Source organism: Bacillus sp. LJBS06, from assembly GCF_016924995.1.
GTDB classification, from domain to species: domain Bacteria; phylum Bacillota; class Bacilli; order Bacillales; family Bacillaceae; genus Bacillus; species Bacillus stercoris.
Genome location: NZ_CP070483.1, coordinates 2,056,231 through 2,071,884 on the forward strand (window position 1 = coordinate 2,056,231; position 15,654 = coordinate 2,071,884).

At 45.7% G+C, this 15,654-nt stretch carries 2 protein-coding genes; both read right to left on the reverse strand.

Features of this window, described 5'->3' with window-relative positions:
• Positions 1 to 7: 7 nt before the first annotated feature.
• Complete coding sequence (locus tag JQX68_RS10220; protein WP_147771963.1) at positions 8 to 7,687, reverse strand: non-ribosomal peptide synthetase; 7,680 nt, start codon at positions 7,685 to 7,687, stop codon at positions 8 to 10.
• Positions 7,688 to 7,711: 24 nt separating this feature from the next.
• A complete protein-coding gene (locus tag JQX68_RS10225; protein WP_205440638.1) occupies positions 7,712 to 15,397 on the reverse strand; it encodes a non-ribosomal peptide synthetase in 7,686 nt (2,561 codons plus the stop codon).
• Positions 15,398 to 15,654 lie beyond the last annotated feature (257 nt).

Genomic DNA, 15,654 nt, shown 5'->3' on the forward strand with positions numbered 1-15,654 from the left:
CCTCTCCCTATAGTTTGTTGACGGCTCCCATAATCTCGTTCAATTCATCAAGCGTTAAATCTTCATCAGTGAAATCCGATGCGCTCCATTCTCGGCTTTCTTTGCCCGTACAATGCTCAATGATGTTTTCCAGTGTCTGTTTAAAATGCCCGGCAAATGTTTGGATTGTTTTTTCCTCAAATTGTAGCCTGTTATAGATGATGTGCAGGTTCAGGCATCCCGAAGAAATGGCACCGCTGATATCCAGTACATAAGGCCGCTCCCAGTTCGGGCTGATCTCATTTCCTGGCTTGATGTCAGACACTTCAAAGGCTTTTGACTGAATATCCTGATCAAATTGACCTAAATAATTAAAGCTGATTTCCGGGCTGTTTTTCTCCGAGCCCCATTTTTTGCTGATATATTTCAGCACACCGTAGCCCACGCCTTTATGCGGTATACGATGCAGCATGTCTTTTGTCTGTTTAATGAGGTGGCCCAGCCGCTCATCGTTATTCTTATGTTCAGAATCGCTCATATCAAGCCACACAGGATAAATGGAGGTGAACCAGCCAACAGTTCTGCTAATATCAATGTCGTCAAGATAGGATTCTCTTCCGTGGCCCTCCATGCTGATTTTAAATTGGTTATTGCCCGTCCATTGCTGCAAAGCAAGTCCTAAAGCTGTCAGAAGGATATCATTCATCTCCGTGCTGTAAGCTTTATGCACAGCCGTTAACAGTAATTCTGTATGATGGCGGGACAGCTCAAAATCAATCATTTCTGTATCTATGAATGTGTTAGGTGCTGCGTCATTGTCTTTTGGAACAGGCTGAATGTGAAGGTTCTCGCACTCATCCCAATACACTGCTTCGCGCTGCACTTGCCGGCTTTTTGAGTAGTCAGCTATTTTTTGTGAATACGTTAAATATGAGTCTGTTTTTTGCGGCAGTTTAATAGATTCTCCTGAGACTGCCTGTTTGTAAGCTGTTGAAAAATCCTCAAACAAAATGCGCCAAGAAACCGCATCAACGACTAAGTGATGAATCGTCAGAAACAAATGGTCACCATTCTCGGTTCTGAACAATCCAGCGTGAAGCAAGGGGCCGGTTTCCAAACGCATATGCTCCTGCATTTGGCTGGCTGCTTTCTTAATCCTGCTATGTGCGTCTGTTGCGTTATCCTTTACATCAAACAGTTCAAAAGCATATAGCTCCTCATCTGGCAGATCTATGCCTCTGTTTAGCTGAACCGGACTGCCATTTTCATACCGGCATATGATTCTCAGTGCGTCATGATGGGTTACCAGGCTTTTTAGCACCTTTTTGAGCGCAATCTCGTCAAATCGTTCAGACCGGTAGAGCATAACGGACTGGTTAAAATGATGGCTTTCCAGAGATTGCGAGAAAAACCATTGCTGGATAGGTGTCCAAGTGATCTCACCTTCGACCGGACCTTGGTCAATGACGCGTACGGCTTTTTGGACACGAGCGGACAGTTCACCAAGAGTCTGATGTTCAAACATCTCACGTACTGTCGTTTCATATCCGCGCTGCTTCAGTCTGGCACAAACCTGCAGCGCTTTAATAGAATCTCCGCCCAGTTCAAAGAAATTGGCGTTTACGCCCAGCTCATCTACATTAAGAAGCTCCTCCCAAATTTCAGCCATCACCTTTTCAATCTCATTTCTTGGGCTGATATCATCAGCAGTATAAGTGTGTTTTTCAGGTTCCGGGAGAGCTTTCTGATCAAGCTTGCCATTAGCAGTTAGCGGGATGCTGTCAATCTGTATCAAGCGGGCGGGCAGCATAAAGTCAGGCAGCATGGTTTTTAGAGAAGCCCGGATATCTGATATATTCGCAATTTGTTGATCTTTTATCACCATGTAAGCATATATAGCTGTTTGCCCTTGCTCGTCTGCTCTGGTAACGACAGCCGTCTCCTTAATCATTGGAAGCTGGAGAAGAGCCGCTTGGATTTCACCCAACTCGATGCGATGTCCTCTGACTTTAACCTGATGATCAATACGTCCTAAGTATTCCAGCTCGCCATTTGACAGGCGTTTAGCAAGATCTCCCGTGCGGTATAATCTGTCTCCCGGAAGGTATGGATTGGGTACAAAACGGTCAGCGGTCAACTCATCTCTGTTTAGATATCCCCGTGCCACACCTTCACCGCCTATATACAGCTCCCCTGGAACTCCGATAGGCAGCAGATTCATATGAGCGTCCATCACATAAGCCTGCAGAGTTGAAAGAGGCCGGCCGATATTGCTTTTATTTTTTGCAATATCTGCTGCGGACAATTTTTTGAACGTTACATGTACCGTCGTTTCTGTAATACCGTACATATTGATGAGATCGGTATGAGGATATTTTTCATTCCAGCTTTGAAGCATGCCTGGCTGTAAAGCTTCACCGCCAAAAATGACGTAGCGGATGGTTAATCGGTCCGAATGGTTTTGATCTTCATGCATCAGGCCGTAAAAAGCTGTTGGGGTCTGATTGAGTACAGTGACGCGTTCTTTTTTTAACAATAATCGGAATGCCTGGGGATCACGGGCTGTTTCCTTAGAGACCACGACTAGTGTGCTTCCGTTCAATAACGCACCAAACATTTCCCATACAGAGAAATCAAAACAATATGAATGAGAGAACGTCCAGATGTCTTCATGGCCAAATTCAAAAGGTTGGTTTTGATGCTTTAAGAGACTGATCACATTGCGGTGCTCGACAATGACGCCCTTTGGCTGGCCAGTCGTTCCGGATGTGTATATCACGTATGCAGGCTGATCTGTTAATATTTGAATGTTTAAATCAGCCGGAATTGAGTCGTTTTCGCCTTCATCGATATACAAAATATGTCCGTTGTAGCCTGCGGGCTTGTTTTGACTGCGATCTGTCAGCAATATCTCTGTCCCGCTATCATTGAGCATAAAGCTAATACGTTCCTGAGGATATTCAGGATCAATCGGCAAGTAGGCCCCTCCAGCTTTTAAAATCGATAAAACACCAATGATCATATCAGGTGACCGATCGAGCATCAGACCGACGATATCTCCAGCGCCGACTCCTCGTTTGATCAGCAAAGCAGCTGTCCGCTCGGCTTTTTCATTCAGCTCTCGATAAGTAAGCTGAGAGTCACCGCACACCACTGCGGGATGCTCCGGATGTTCAGCGGCTTTTTTTTCAAATAAGCTTACAATGTTTTCATTTCTTGGATAAGCTGCATACTGTCCCATTTTTTCAAGGAGCAAGTCACGCTCTTCAGAAGGAAGCAATTGCATATCCGAAATCCTCATCTCGGTATCCGCCATTACACTTTTTATCAGCTCAATAAAATAGGATGCCCACCGTGCAATGGTTTCTTCTTCAAAAAGAGCAGTGCTGTATTCAAAACGGCAGCGGATTCCGCCAGAATGCTCCTCAGCGTGCAAGGTCAAATCAAATTTAGATATATCGTGTTTAGGAGTGACAGACGAAATCGATAGACCCGGCACTTCGAACTGAAAATCATCACTGCTTTGAAGCACGAGCATCGCATCGAACAGCGGGTTGCGATTTACTTCTCTATGTGTATCGAGCTTATCTGCCAGCTTCTCAAAAGGATAATCCTGATGCTCATAAGCTGTCAGAGCCAGGTGGCGAATGTCCTGCAAATACGAGCTGAACGTTTTGCGGCCCTCGGGCTGGCAGCGAATTGCTAGTGTATTGACGAACATCCCGATGACGCGCTCCAGATCGGCGTGCGGTCTTCCGGAAGCAGGTGAGCCGACAACAATATCCTCTTGTCTGCTTAGCTTAGATAACAAAATAGAATAGGAAGCCAGAAGAATCATATACAATGTTGTTCCCGTTTCTGCCATTACACGGTGCAGCTCATCAGCCGTGTCTTTATCAATGTTGACTTCGATTGTTCCGCCGCTGAAATCGGGGAGACGCGGTCTTGTTTGATCAAGCGGTAAATCTAATACAGGAAGTCTCCCCCCTAGCTGATTGAGCCAATAGGCCTCCTGTTTTTTGTGTAATTCTTCAGGATACTTCTCTTGTTGCCAAACAGCAAAATCTTTATATTGCAGGCTTAATGCTGGAAGCTCTTTTCCACAATATAAGTCAGTAAATTCTTGGACTAAAGTGCTCATCGAGACACCGTCAGCGATAATATGATGCATATCAAGCAGCAAAAATCCGCGGTTATTGCCCATCGAAACGAGACATGCTCTAAAAAGCGGGCCGGACGATAAATCAAACGGTTTGATAAAGGACTCAATTGCAGATTCAAGCATTTGGTCTGATTCCATTTCAAGCTCTTTCAGATCAAAGTCCATCTCAGGATAAATGAGCTGTACGGGCTCTCCTCCATCGATCACAAAAACAGTCCGCAATGCTTCATGCCGAATCACAAGTTCTGTGAGAACGCTTCTCAGCCGCTGACGATCGAGGTATCCGCTTAATTCAAGTACAGCGGGCATGTTATAGCCAGTGCTGTCATCTGCCAGCTGATGAAGAGCATATAATCGTTTTTGTGCGAAAGACAGCGGATAGACATCTCTTTGATCCGCAGGTTCAATCTGTGTAAAAGCATGTTCTTTTAAGCTCATCAATTTGACAGCCATGCTTTCAATTGTCGGATTTGAAAAAACCTCACTGATCGGCAGCTCAATATTAAGCTTTTTATGTATTCTTGATACAAGTAAGGTCGCTTTTAAGGACTGTCCGCCTAACTGAAAGAAATCATCACGAATGCCGATTGGCTGTTTATTCAGCACATCTTCCCAAATACGTGCGAGATCAGCTTCGATTAAGGTTCGGGGCGCCATATATGTGAGGCTCGTATTTGTTTCAGGTTCAGGAAGTGCTGAGCGGTCAAGCTTTCCGCTGGATGTTAATGGCATTCGGCTGATGTTGATCATACTTGCTGGAATCATATAGGACGGCAATGTCCCAACAAGATGCCGATACAAATCTGGGAGACTGTTTCCCTTTTCCGGAACGATATAAGCAACAAGCTCTTTTTCCCCAGCAGAAACATCACGGGCCAGTACGGCTGCTTCCTTTACACCTGGTATCTGTCGAAGAACCGTTTCAACCTCTCCCAGTTCAATGCGGTAACCCCTAATTTTCACTTGATCATCAAAACGTCCAATATATTCAATCGTTCCATCCGGCAAAAAACGGCCTGCATCACCTGTTCGGTATACGCGCTCCCCTTCAAGGAATGGATGATCGTAGAATACTTTCTCTGTCAGCTCCGCCTGTTTGTAGTATCCTCTCGCAAGGCCCGCGCCGGAAATACACAGTTCGCCCGCCGCGCCGATCGGCTGTATCTGATTTCCGTACAAAACAAATACCTTCGTGTTTGCTATCGGGTGTCCGATCGTGATCCTCTCTTTTTCGTTCAGTTGACGCAATATTGTTGTTGCCACACTATTTTCGGTCGGCCCGTATTCATTTGCCAATTCTGCAGAAGGACAAATCTTTTCGCTCATCTTAACCAGGTCAGGTGTGACCGCTTCACCAGCAAATGTCACAATACGAAGACTTTTTGCATCCTCAGCAGTCATTACTTCCAATAACACCCGGTACAGAGAAGGAACAATGATCATGTGATTGACCTTATAACGGGCTATTTTTCGCTTAAGGGCTAGCACATCCTTCGCTTCGTCATCCGTTGTCAGCAATACGCAAGCACCGGATAAAAGCGGGGTAAATAAGCTCGTTACACAGCCGTCAAACACGTATGAAAACAAATGGAGGGATATATCCTGTTCGGTCATGCCATACTCTTCCCGTCTCCATTGCAATGTATTGGCAATGCCTTGATGTTCAACAAGAACACCTTTAGGCCGCCCTGTCGTTCCCGACGTATAAATTAAGTAGGCAAGATCACCAGGCGGCACATCTGGAGCTGCTGATTGAAGGCTTTCTGTTCGTTCTATCGATATCATGTTTCCTTCATAGTGCGGCGGGATAAATGTCATAAGGTCTTCTTCTATCAGCATTTGAGCCGCTTGACTGTCCTTCAGCAAGAAAGAAAGACGTTCTGTCGGAACATTTGGATCAAGCGGCATATAAGCGCCCCCCGCTTTCCAAATCCCTAGTAAAGCTGCTGGCATTTCCATTGACCGCCTCATCATCACAGCGACGATATCTCCAGATCCAACCCCTTTTTCTATGAGAGCATGCGCAATCTGATTGGCCCTTCCGTTTAATTGACGATAGGTCCAGCATTCGTCTCCCATTTTCAATGCAGCCGCTTCGGGTGTTTTGTAAGCTTGTTCCTCGAACAATTGGGATATCGTTTTGTTCACATAAGGACGCTCTGTTTCATTAAACAATTGGATAACCTGTTGTTCCTCCGGCGGCACGATATTGATGTCACTGACGGCAACATCGGGATGTGTCACAATGCATTCAAGCGCTTGATTTAGATGGCCTTGTATCCGCAGCATCTCCTCACGTTCATAAACGGCTGCGTTGTAGCTGAATTTGATATAAAATGATTCTCCCGGAACGATCACGATATTAAAGTCGTAATTGGTTTGCTCAGACATTGAAATGTCACCCAGCCTCAGCGCATTTTCCTCATTCTCGCTCTCGATGCGTAATGCCTGATCAAGCTGTACAGGATAATTTTCAAAAACAAAAATATGATCGATCAAACCTTGCTTCAATGGACTATGGTTTTGAATGTCATAAAGCGGATAATACCCGTGCTGTTCAGATGATAAAAAATCCTCCTGCACAGATTTGGCCAGCGAAGAAAACGTCATGCCCTCAGCAGATCGAATTCGCACTGGGACCGTATTAATAAACAAGCCGACCATTGATTCAATCCCGTCAATCGCTGACGGACGTCCAGAAATAACGGAGCCAAAAACGACATCATCAGCGGCATTATATCGATGGAGAAGCACGCCCCAAATACTCATAAACAACGTGTTTAGTGTGACTCCCCATTTTTGGGCGGCCTCAGTCAGTTTCTCAACCATTTCCGGCGCTAAAGAAAATCGGACCTGAGCGGCTTCGTAATCCCTGTCCGCTGGGCGGCTCTTTATCCGGGGAATAGAAGCAGTATTCCCGTACTCCTTCAAATATCCGCTCCAATAAGCAGCAGTCTCTTCTTGATCTTGTTCTCCGAGCCATTCAATATAACGGCTGTACGGCACCGTCCTGCCAAGCTGTACAGACGAGTTATTTTTGAGTGAATCATACATGCTGAAAAACTCTTTCAGAATAATGCCGAGACACCAGCCATCCATGATGATATGGTGATGTGTCCAGACACATGTATATTGGCTGTCGCCTCTATCAAAAAGGGCAAGGCGCATTAATGGATCTTTTTGCAAATCAAATCCTTTTTCCCGATCCTTGGTCATAAAAGCATCAATCAGCGTCTGCTGGTCTTGATCAGCCAAGCGAGAAATATCTTCTCGATATACTGTCAATTCACGGTTTGACAAGACTACCTGCTGCGGCCCTGTAAGATCTGGTACTTCTTTAATGAAAATTGTTCTGAAAATATCATACCTGGAGACAAGAAGGTTTAAGCTCTTTTGAAACGAGTCGATACATAGATTGCCTGTGATCGTAAACGAGGTCTGTTCGACATAGGCTTTTGAGCTGAAATCCATCAGTGAATGAAACAGCATTCCTTCTTGCATGTGCGATAACGGATAAATATCTTGAATTTGCGCCGATTGTGCCATCAATTCCACACACCTTTTCAAAAGTTAAAGATCTTTCACCAAATTTTCGATGCTAGATAATGCAGCCAACGTTAATTCCTTATTGCTGAAATCACTCAGCGTTTTTTCGCGTGCTTTTTTCTGTGAACAATGCTCAATCGTCTCGATAAGATGCCTGTGAAAACGATCCATAAAGCACTCAATCGAGTGTTTGCTGAATACTTGGGTGTATACCGCTTTTACGTGAAGCCGTCCGTCTGTAATGAGAGCATTGATGTCCAGCTCATATTCTCGTTCTCTCTCACCCGCTATTTCGTAACGGGGCTGGTAATATGACAATTGAAACGTTTCAGCTTCCTTCTCTTCGCTAAATTGGCCGAGATAATTAAAGCTGACCTCAGGCTCTTTATGACGCAGTTCTCCTATGTGTTTTAACAATCCGTAACCAGTTCCTTTGTTTGGGACTCTTCTCAGCATATCTTTTGTCATCTTAATTCGGTATGCGAGCGGATCCTCCAAAGGCTCGGGAATACCCATGTCTAGCAGAATAGGATAAATGGAAGTAAACCAACCAACTGTCCGTGAAATATCAATGTTTGGCACATGCCCTTCTCTACCGTGTCCCTCAGTGCTAATCAGGATTCGGTCATGCCCTGTCCATTCAGAAAGCGCCATTCCTAAAGCTGTAAGCAAAAGTTCGTTGACATCAGTTCCATAGGCTTGCTGAGTTTCAAACAGCAATTTTTCAGTCCAGTCTCCGGATAGCACAAACGCTTGTGCATCGCTGTTCATTTGGAGTCTGCCCGGCACATTTTCTATGTCCTTAGGAAGAAAAGCAGTGTGAGCGTCTAAAATCGTTTGCCAATACGTTTTTTCTGAAAGCGATTGTTTACTCTCAGCTATTTGGGCAAGGCCATTGGCGTAGGACAAATAAGAATCGGTTTTTGGCGGCAATTGGATTTCTTGTTTTTCTAAAGCCTGCTGATATGCCGCCGCTAAATCCTCAAGCAGAATCCTCCAAGAAACACCATCCATCACTAGATGATGAAGCGCAATCAAAAGATGATCCCCTTCTGACGTTTTAAACAAACCTGCTTGCAGCAGAGGCCCTTGTTGTACATTCATTTTGCTTTGAATGACGGTTTCCTCAGCCGCTAGTTTTTCATCAAGGTGAGTCCTTTCCAGCGATGCTTTTGTCCAATCTGAAATATAAAGGCCAAATAGTTCATCATCCTTGTGATTGATTCCGCGATTAAACGGAATGACATGGCCGCTTTGGTCATGCTGGAAAATCATGCGAGTGGCATCATGATGCTCGGTTATTTTACGCAGCGCTAGACGAAGCGCGTTAGCATTGAATCCTTTGTCACTGAAAAGCATGACGGACTGGTTGTAATGATAGTGAAAAGCATGGACCTGTCCGAAAAATCTTCTCTGAATCGGGGTGAGTTCAGCTTCACCTTCCACAGGTCCCTGGTCCGCTTGAGATGCCAATGGTGTGATATGTCCGCATAGTTCCTGAATCGTTGAATAACGGAATAAGTCGCGTATAGTCATGCTCCAGCCTTCAGCTGCCAGACGTGCTGCCACTTGTAATGCTTTAATTGAGTCTCCGCCAAGCTCAAAAAAGGAATCGTGAATGCCGACTCGTGACATGCTCAGTACATCTTCCCATATATACGCCATCGTTTTTTGTATGTCGTTAACTGGTGCGGAATATGGACGCGATAACACATTATTTGGAGCCGGCAAGGCATTTCTGTCCAGCTTTCCGTTTAGGGTCAGCGGCATGTTTTCTAAAGGAATCAGATGTGCAGGAATCATATACGCTGGCAGCTCCTTTGTTAAAGCAGCACGGAGAGCATTCGTATTGACATCTGAAGGCACAATGTATGCTGCCAAACCTGCATGTCCATTTTTATCATGCTGAACGGCAACAACAGCTTCTCTGACAAGCCCCGTTTGAAGCAGAACACTTTCAATTTCTTCTGTTTCAATTCTGTATCCATTTATCTTCACCTGATAATCCATTCGGCCAAGAAGCCGGATCGTTCCGTTCGGAAGGAAGCAGGCGCGATCGCCGGTTCTGTACAGCCTTTCTCCAGAGACAAATGGATTTTCTGTAAATTTCATTTTCGTTAAGTCAGTTTTATGATGATAGCCTTTCGCAACACCTGCCCCGCCGATGCACAGCTCGCCGGCAACACCGATCGGCTGAATTTGATCAGTCTGGCTGAGTACGTACATGCGTACATTCGGTAGAGGGCTGCCGATTGGTACGGTATCGCCCGTACACTCTTCACCCATACTTGTTTCATAAAAGCTCGAATCAATGGTTGCCTCTGTGACACCATAACTATTGATGATGCGCATGCTTTGACCAAATCGGTCTGACAATATTTTGAAATCTTGAGCTTTCACCATGTCGGAACCAAGAATCAGTATGTCTAAGTCAGGAAGCTTGAGCTTGTTACGGTATATATACTCCATAAGCGGGATAATGAGAGCCGGTGTTGACTCCATTATCGTAATTCGCCGGGCGCTCATGATTCCATATAATTCAGCAGGTTCCAGCCTCTTTTCATCTGAACAAATGATTAGCGTCCCGCCGTTTATCAATGATCTCGCCAAATCTCCTGAAAAGACATCGAATGAAAAGCTCGCGATTTGAAGCAGTCTGACAGGCTTCCGATCAAGCTCATAAATTTGACGCCAAGCAAGAGCAGCATGAGTAAAGTTCTGATGGGTGACAATCACACCTTTAGGCGTACCCGTCGTTCCTGACGTATAAATGATATATACCTCCTCTTCAGGAGCAGGAGATAAGTTAAGGTTGCAGTTACTTTCTTCATAAGAGCTCTCATCGTCAAGGAAGATGTGATACATCTCAGATTCAGGCGAGTTCGAAATCAAATGCTCCAACTCTCTCTGTAAAAGAAGAATATCTGCCCCGCTATCACGAAGAATGTATTCAATACGAGCTTTTGGATAGTGTGAATCGATTGGGATATACACTCCGCCAGCTTTCATCACTGCCAGCACGCCAACAATTGCATCAATGGACCGCTTGGCTAAAACTGCCACAGTTGGCTTCGGACCTTTTCTGTTTTGCAATGTTCGTGCCAGACAATTGGCTCTTTCATTTAGAAGCCGATAGCTAATCTCTGTTTCGTTATCAATAACAGCTATATGTTCTGGAATTTCTTCAGCTTTCGCCTCAAATATGCGATGGAAAGGAACATCACTTTGAGCAAATTCAACTTGAGTTTTGTTAAATGTAGTGAGAATTTTTTGTTTTTCTTTTTCACTAATTATATTTATTTGTGAAAGCCTTGTTTCAGGATTAGAAATGACCGCATGCAGTAATTCGATAAAATGAGCTGCCCAGCGTTCAATCGTATCTTTCAGGAACACTTCTGTACTAAATTCCAATTCGCAGCATACGGCTTCATCTGTTTCGGTTGCTATTAACGTGATATCGAATAAAGAAATGTGATGTGCGAATGTGGCAGGCCGGACTGTTATCTCTTCCAGATCCATCTCCTGCTTTTCCATATTTTGAAGGATAAACATCGCATCAAATACTGGATTCCGGCTCATATCCCTTGTCAATTCAAGCTTATCGACAAGCTCTTCGAACGGATAATCCTGATGCTCGTAGGCTTCCAATGCTGTCTCGCGCACTTCCTGCAAATACTGTACAAACGGCTTCCCGCCCTCCGGGCGTGCCCGAAGCGCCAGCGTGTTCACAAACATGCCGAGTATCGGCTCGAGATCCTTGTGCGGCCGGCCGGCAATTGGCGAGCCGACGATGATATCTTCCTGTCCGCTTAAGCGTGACAATAACGCTGTGTAGGCCGCAAGGAGCACCATGTACAGTGTGCTTCCGTTCTCCCGTGCCATCTTGTGAAGCCCTGATGCCGCTTCTTGATCAAGCGTAAAGGAGACCTTGTCACCCGCGAAACTTCGCACCGGCGGGCGGGGTTGATCAGCCGGGAGATCCAGCACCGGCAGCTCGCCCTCGAGCTGCTTCAGCCAGTACGCCTCCTGCGTTTTGTACGTGTCTCCTGTTTTGAATCCTTCTTGCCATACGGCGTAGTCTTTATATTGAATATGAAGCGCCGGAAGGGCCCGGTTGTTGTACAGCTTTCCGAATTCTCGAATCAGAATGTTGACGGAAACACCGTCTGAAATGATGTGATGCATATCAACCAGCAAAAGGTGCCGCTCATCTGATACCTTTACGATTTGGGCACGGAACAGCGGCGCTTGGCTGAGATCAAACGGCTTGATAAACGAGGCTGCGGCCTCCTGTTCAGTTTGGTCGCCGAGACCTGTCGTCTGTAATGTAAACGGCACCTCGTCATGGATGCGCTGCACCGGCTCACCGCCTCCATCCTGTTCAAAGGAGGTCCGCAGCGATTCGTGGCGCTTGATCAGCTCTTTGAAAGCCCTGTCCAGCCTTTCTGGATCAAGCTTCCCTTCCAGTTCTAATACAGCCGGCATATTGTAGCCTGTCCCCCCGTCCTCCAGCTGCTGAAGGACATAGATCCGCTTTTGGGCAGATGAAACCGGATAGGTCTCACGCTGTTCCGTCGGCTTTATTGCTTCATATGGACTGTCCGTTCCTTCACGGATAACAGAAGCCAGTCCTTCTATCGTCGGATGGGCAAACACATCTTTCAGCGGCACCTGTACATCAAATTCTTTTGAGATTCGGGAGACAAGCGCCGTTGCTTTTAAGGAATGTCCTCCGCGGTCAAAAAAGTTGTCATGAATCCCGACAGGGCCATTTTTCAGGACATCCTCCCACAGCTGGGCAAGCTTCATCTCGGTCACATTTCTTGGCGCTGTGTAGGTCTCTGCATCTGCCGCTCCGTTAGGAGCTGGCAGGGCGTTCCGGTCCAGCTTTCCGCTTGGCGTAACCGGCCACTGTTCCATGTCGATCATATGGGCTGGGATCATGTAGCCCGGCAGCCGTCTCTCAAGCTGCGCCCGCACTTCGTTTCTTTCGAGCCCTTCTATATAAGCGCATAATTCCGGCTCGCCGCTGTCTGTCCGTACGGTAACGGCCGCTTCCCTTATGCCTTCTATGCTTCTAAGCGCCGCTTCAATTTCTCCAGGCTCAATCCGGTAGCCGCGGATTTTCACCTGATCATCCGTGCGGCCGAGGAATTCCATATTCCCGTCAGGGAGCCAGCGGACTACATCCCCTGTTTTGTACATGCGTTCACCCGGGTAAAACGGATCGTCAAGAAAACGCTCCTCCGTTAAGGCCGGCCGATTCAAATAGCCTCTGGCCACACCCGCTCCAGCAATGTACAGTTCACCGGAGACCCCTAAGGGCTGTACGGCTAAATGGGGATCTAAAACATACAAACGCGCACCGGGTACAGGCTTCCCGATCGGAATCCGCAAGCGGTCCCTGTCCCGCTCTGGGTCCAACACGTAGAATGCCGCGTCAACCGTTGCTTCTGTCGGCCCATAGCCATGGATCAGCGATACCTCCGGAAATAAAGAAGCAAATCGCGCTGCCACACGGGGTGCAAGCGGTTCACCTCCGGCGAATACACGCTTCAGGCTTGTCCCGTCACTTAGTGTTGCGATTTCCGCTTGATCGAGAAAGCTGTTCAGCATAGCCGGAATAAAATGAACCGTTGTCACGTTTTCCTGATGAATGGCTTTTACGATCAATGCCGGATCTTTCTCCCAACCCGGAGGAAGCAGATAAGCCGAAGCGCCGGAAAGTGTCCACCAAAACAGCTGCCACACAGACGCATCAAAGGAAAAAGAGGTTTTCACCATAACAATGTCATCTTCCTGAAGCGGAAACTGGTGCTGCATGCCGGTCAGAAAGGAAACAGCCTGGCGGTGCTCGACGGCTACCCCTTTTGGCTGCCCGGTGGAGCCAGACGTATAGATGACATAGGCGAGAGATTCGTCGCTAACAGAAGCAGACATATGACGTTCTGTTTCTTCACGCGCAAGAGATAACATGTCAACCTCAAGCGTCTCTCCAGAAAAGCTCGGCGCAAAACATCCTGGCTGTGTCAGCAAGAGAGCCGCCCCGCTGTCTTTCAGCATGTAGCTCAGCCGCTCTTCTGGATACTCAGGATCAAGCGGCAAATACGCCCCGCCAGCTTTTAATACAGCAAGTACAGCGATCAGCATGTCAGGTGACCGCTCAGACAAAACACCTACGATGCTTTCCTTTGAGACGCCGCGTGCCGCAAGGCGGGCAGCCAGCCGGCTGGCATACATGTCAAGCTCAGCATACGTCAGCGAACCGCCTGAAAATCGAATGGCTGTCCGTTCCGGTGTGAAAGCCGCCTGTCGTTCAAACAGACCGTGCAAAGTTGGGGCTTCAGGCGAAACAGCTTCTGTCTTGTTATACTCATACAACAATTTTTGCTTTTCTCTTGTATTCGTCATATCTAATTCTCTTATAAAGCTGTACGGTTGTTGAAGGGCGCTTTCCAGTAAGGTAAGCAGATGGTGTTGAATACGTTTAATATCCTCAAGAGAAAACAAGGTATTTTGATAGTCGAAATTTAATTGTATGGTTCCGGTGTCTACACGTTCCTGTATCTGAACAGAAAGCTCATTCGCGGTGTATCCGCTGAAATACAGCGCTGTTTCATAGTCAAAACCATCTGCATTATGCCACTGAAGTGGCTGATACTGCATAGATATACCGATAAGGTTGTGTAAATCCTTCTGTTCATTTCTTAATTCATTCACAAGCAAATTATAAGGAAACCGTTGATGACGCATAACGGAAAGCTGTTCCCTGCCTATTCTGCGGACAAAGGAAAGAAAATCTGTGTCAGGATCAACCGTTATTCTGATTGGAAGAGAACTGACGAACATGCCGAGCATTTCTTTTTCAGCCTTTGACCCTCTGTTGCCATAATAGGTGCCAATGGCAAGATCTTTTTTAGAAGTGATTCGGCTGATGCATATGTAAAATGAAGCCATAAATAAGGAAATGATATTGATCTTGTGTTCTTTACAGAAGATTCGAATCGTTTGCTCTAGATCAGGTGAAAGAATAATGGTGTCTCTGGATGCGGCTGTGCTCTGTTTTTGTAAGGACGTCTGGCCGGCTAACGAGTGATATTCCAACGGGCGCTGAAAGGTTTGCGTCCAAAATAAACGATCCTTTGCAAAACGTGAAGATTGTAGATATTGACTCTCTTTTTCAATATAGCTCAAGTAAGAAGGCTCCGGCTGATCTGGTAAAGGATCTTTCTTCTTTATTTTTTGATAAAGATCTATAATTTGATTTCCCATCACATTTAAAGAGATTCCATCCATGATGATGTGATGGAATTTCGCGAACAGCCAAACTTCATGAGAGTCAATTCTGAGGAGGTAAAATTGATAAAGAGGTGAGTTGAACAGTTTAAATGGGATTCTCGCTTGATCTTGTATCCATTGCTCCATTTCTATCATTTCAACATTTGAAAAATCTATTATTTCAAGTGAAACGTATTTATATTCAGTAAGGTACAGTCGCGGTTCAGGCTCTTCTCCTTCTAGCAGCTGAAATCTAATGGCGTCGTTGCGGGCGACGGAATGATTCAGTGCTTCCTCTAGGGCCTCAAGATCAATATCGCCCCTGAATTTCACGCAGGCGGTAAGATTGCAAATGCTAGTACCTGGCTCCAGCAGTTCGGTAAACCACACTCTCCTTTGGGCATGGGTTAAAGAATAAGTATGTACGTTCAACGGATTCCCTCCAGTTCTCATAATAAGAGGATAAAAAAGTAGAAAAAAGCAGAAAAATGACAATAAAAGAAATTATATGCCTGTATAATCCATATATGCACTATATTAACGGATATTTTTTAAAGTACAATAAAAAATATTAAATTTTTATAACATTTTTTTGAATATAGTATTATTTCTTTATTTTTAGTTTCCTTTTTTATCTAATTTTCGGATATAAAGTGATAAAAGTATGGTTTCACGTAAGGTCTTACACA

Excerpts from the sequence above, each read along its gene's own strand:
- JQX68_RS10220 (WP_147771963.1), bottom strand. The coding sequence starts at position 7,687 with ATGGCACAATCGGCGCAAATTCAAGATATTTATCCGTTATCGCACATG.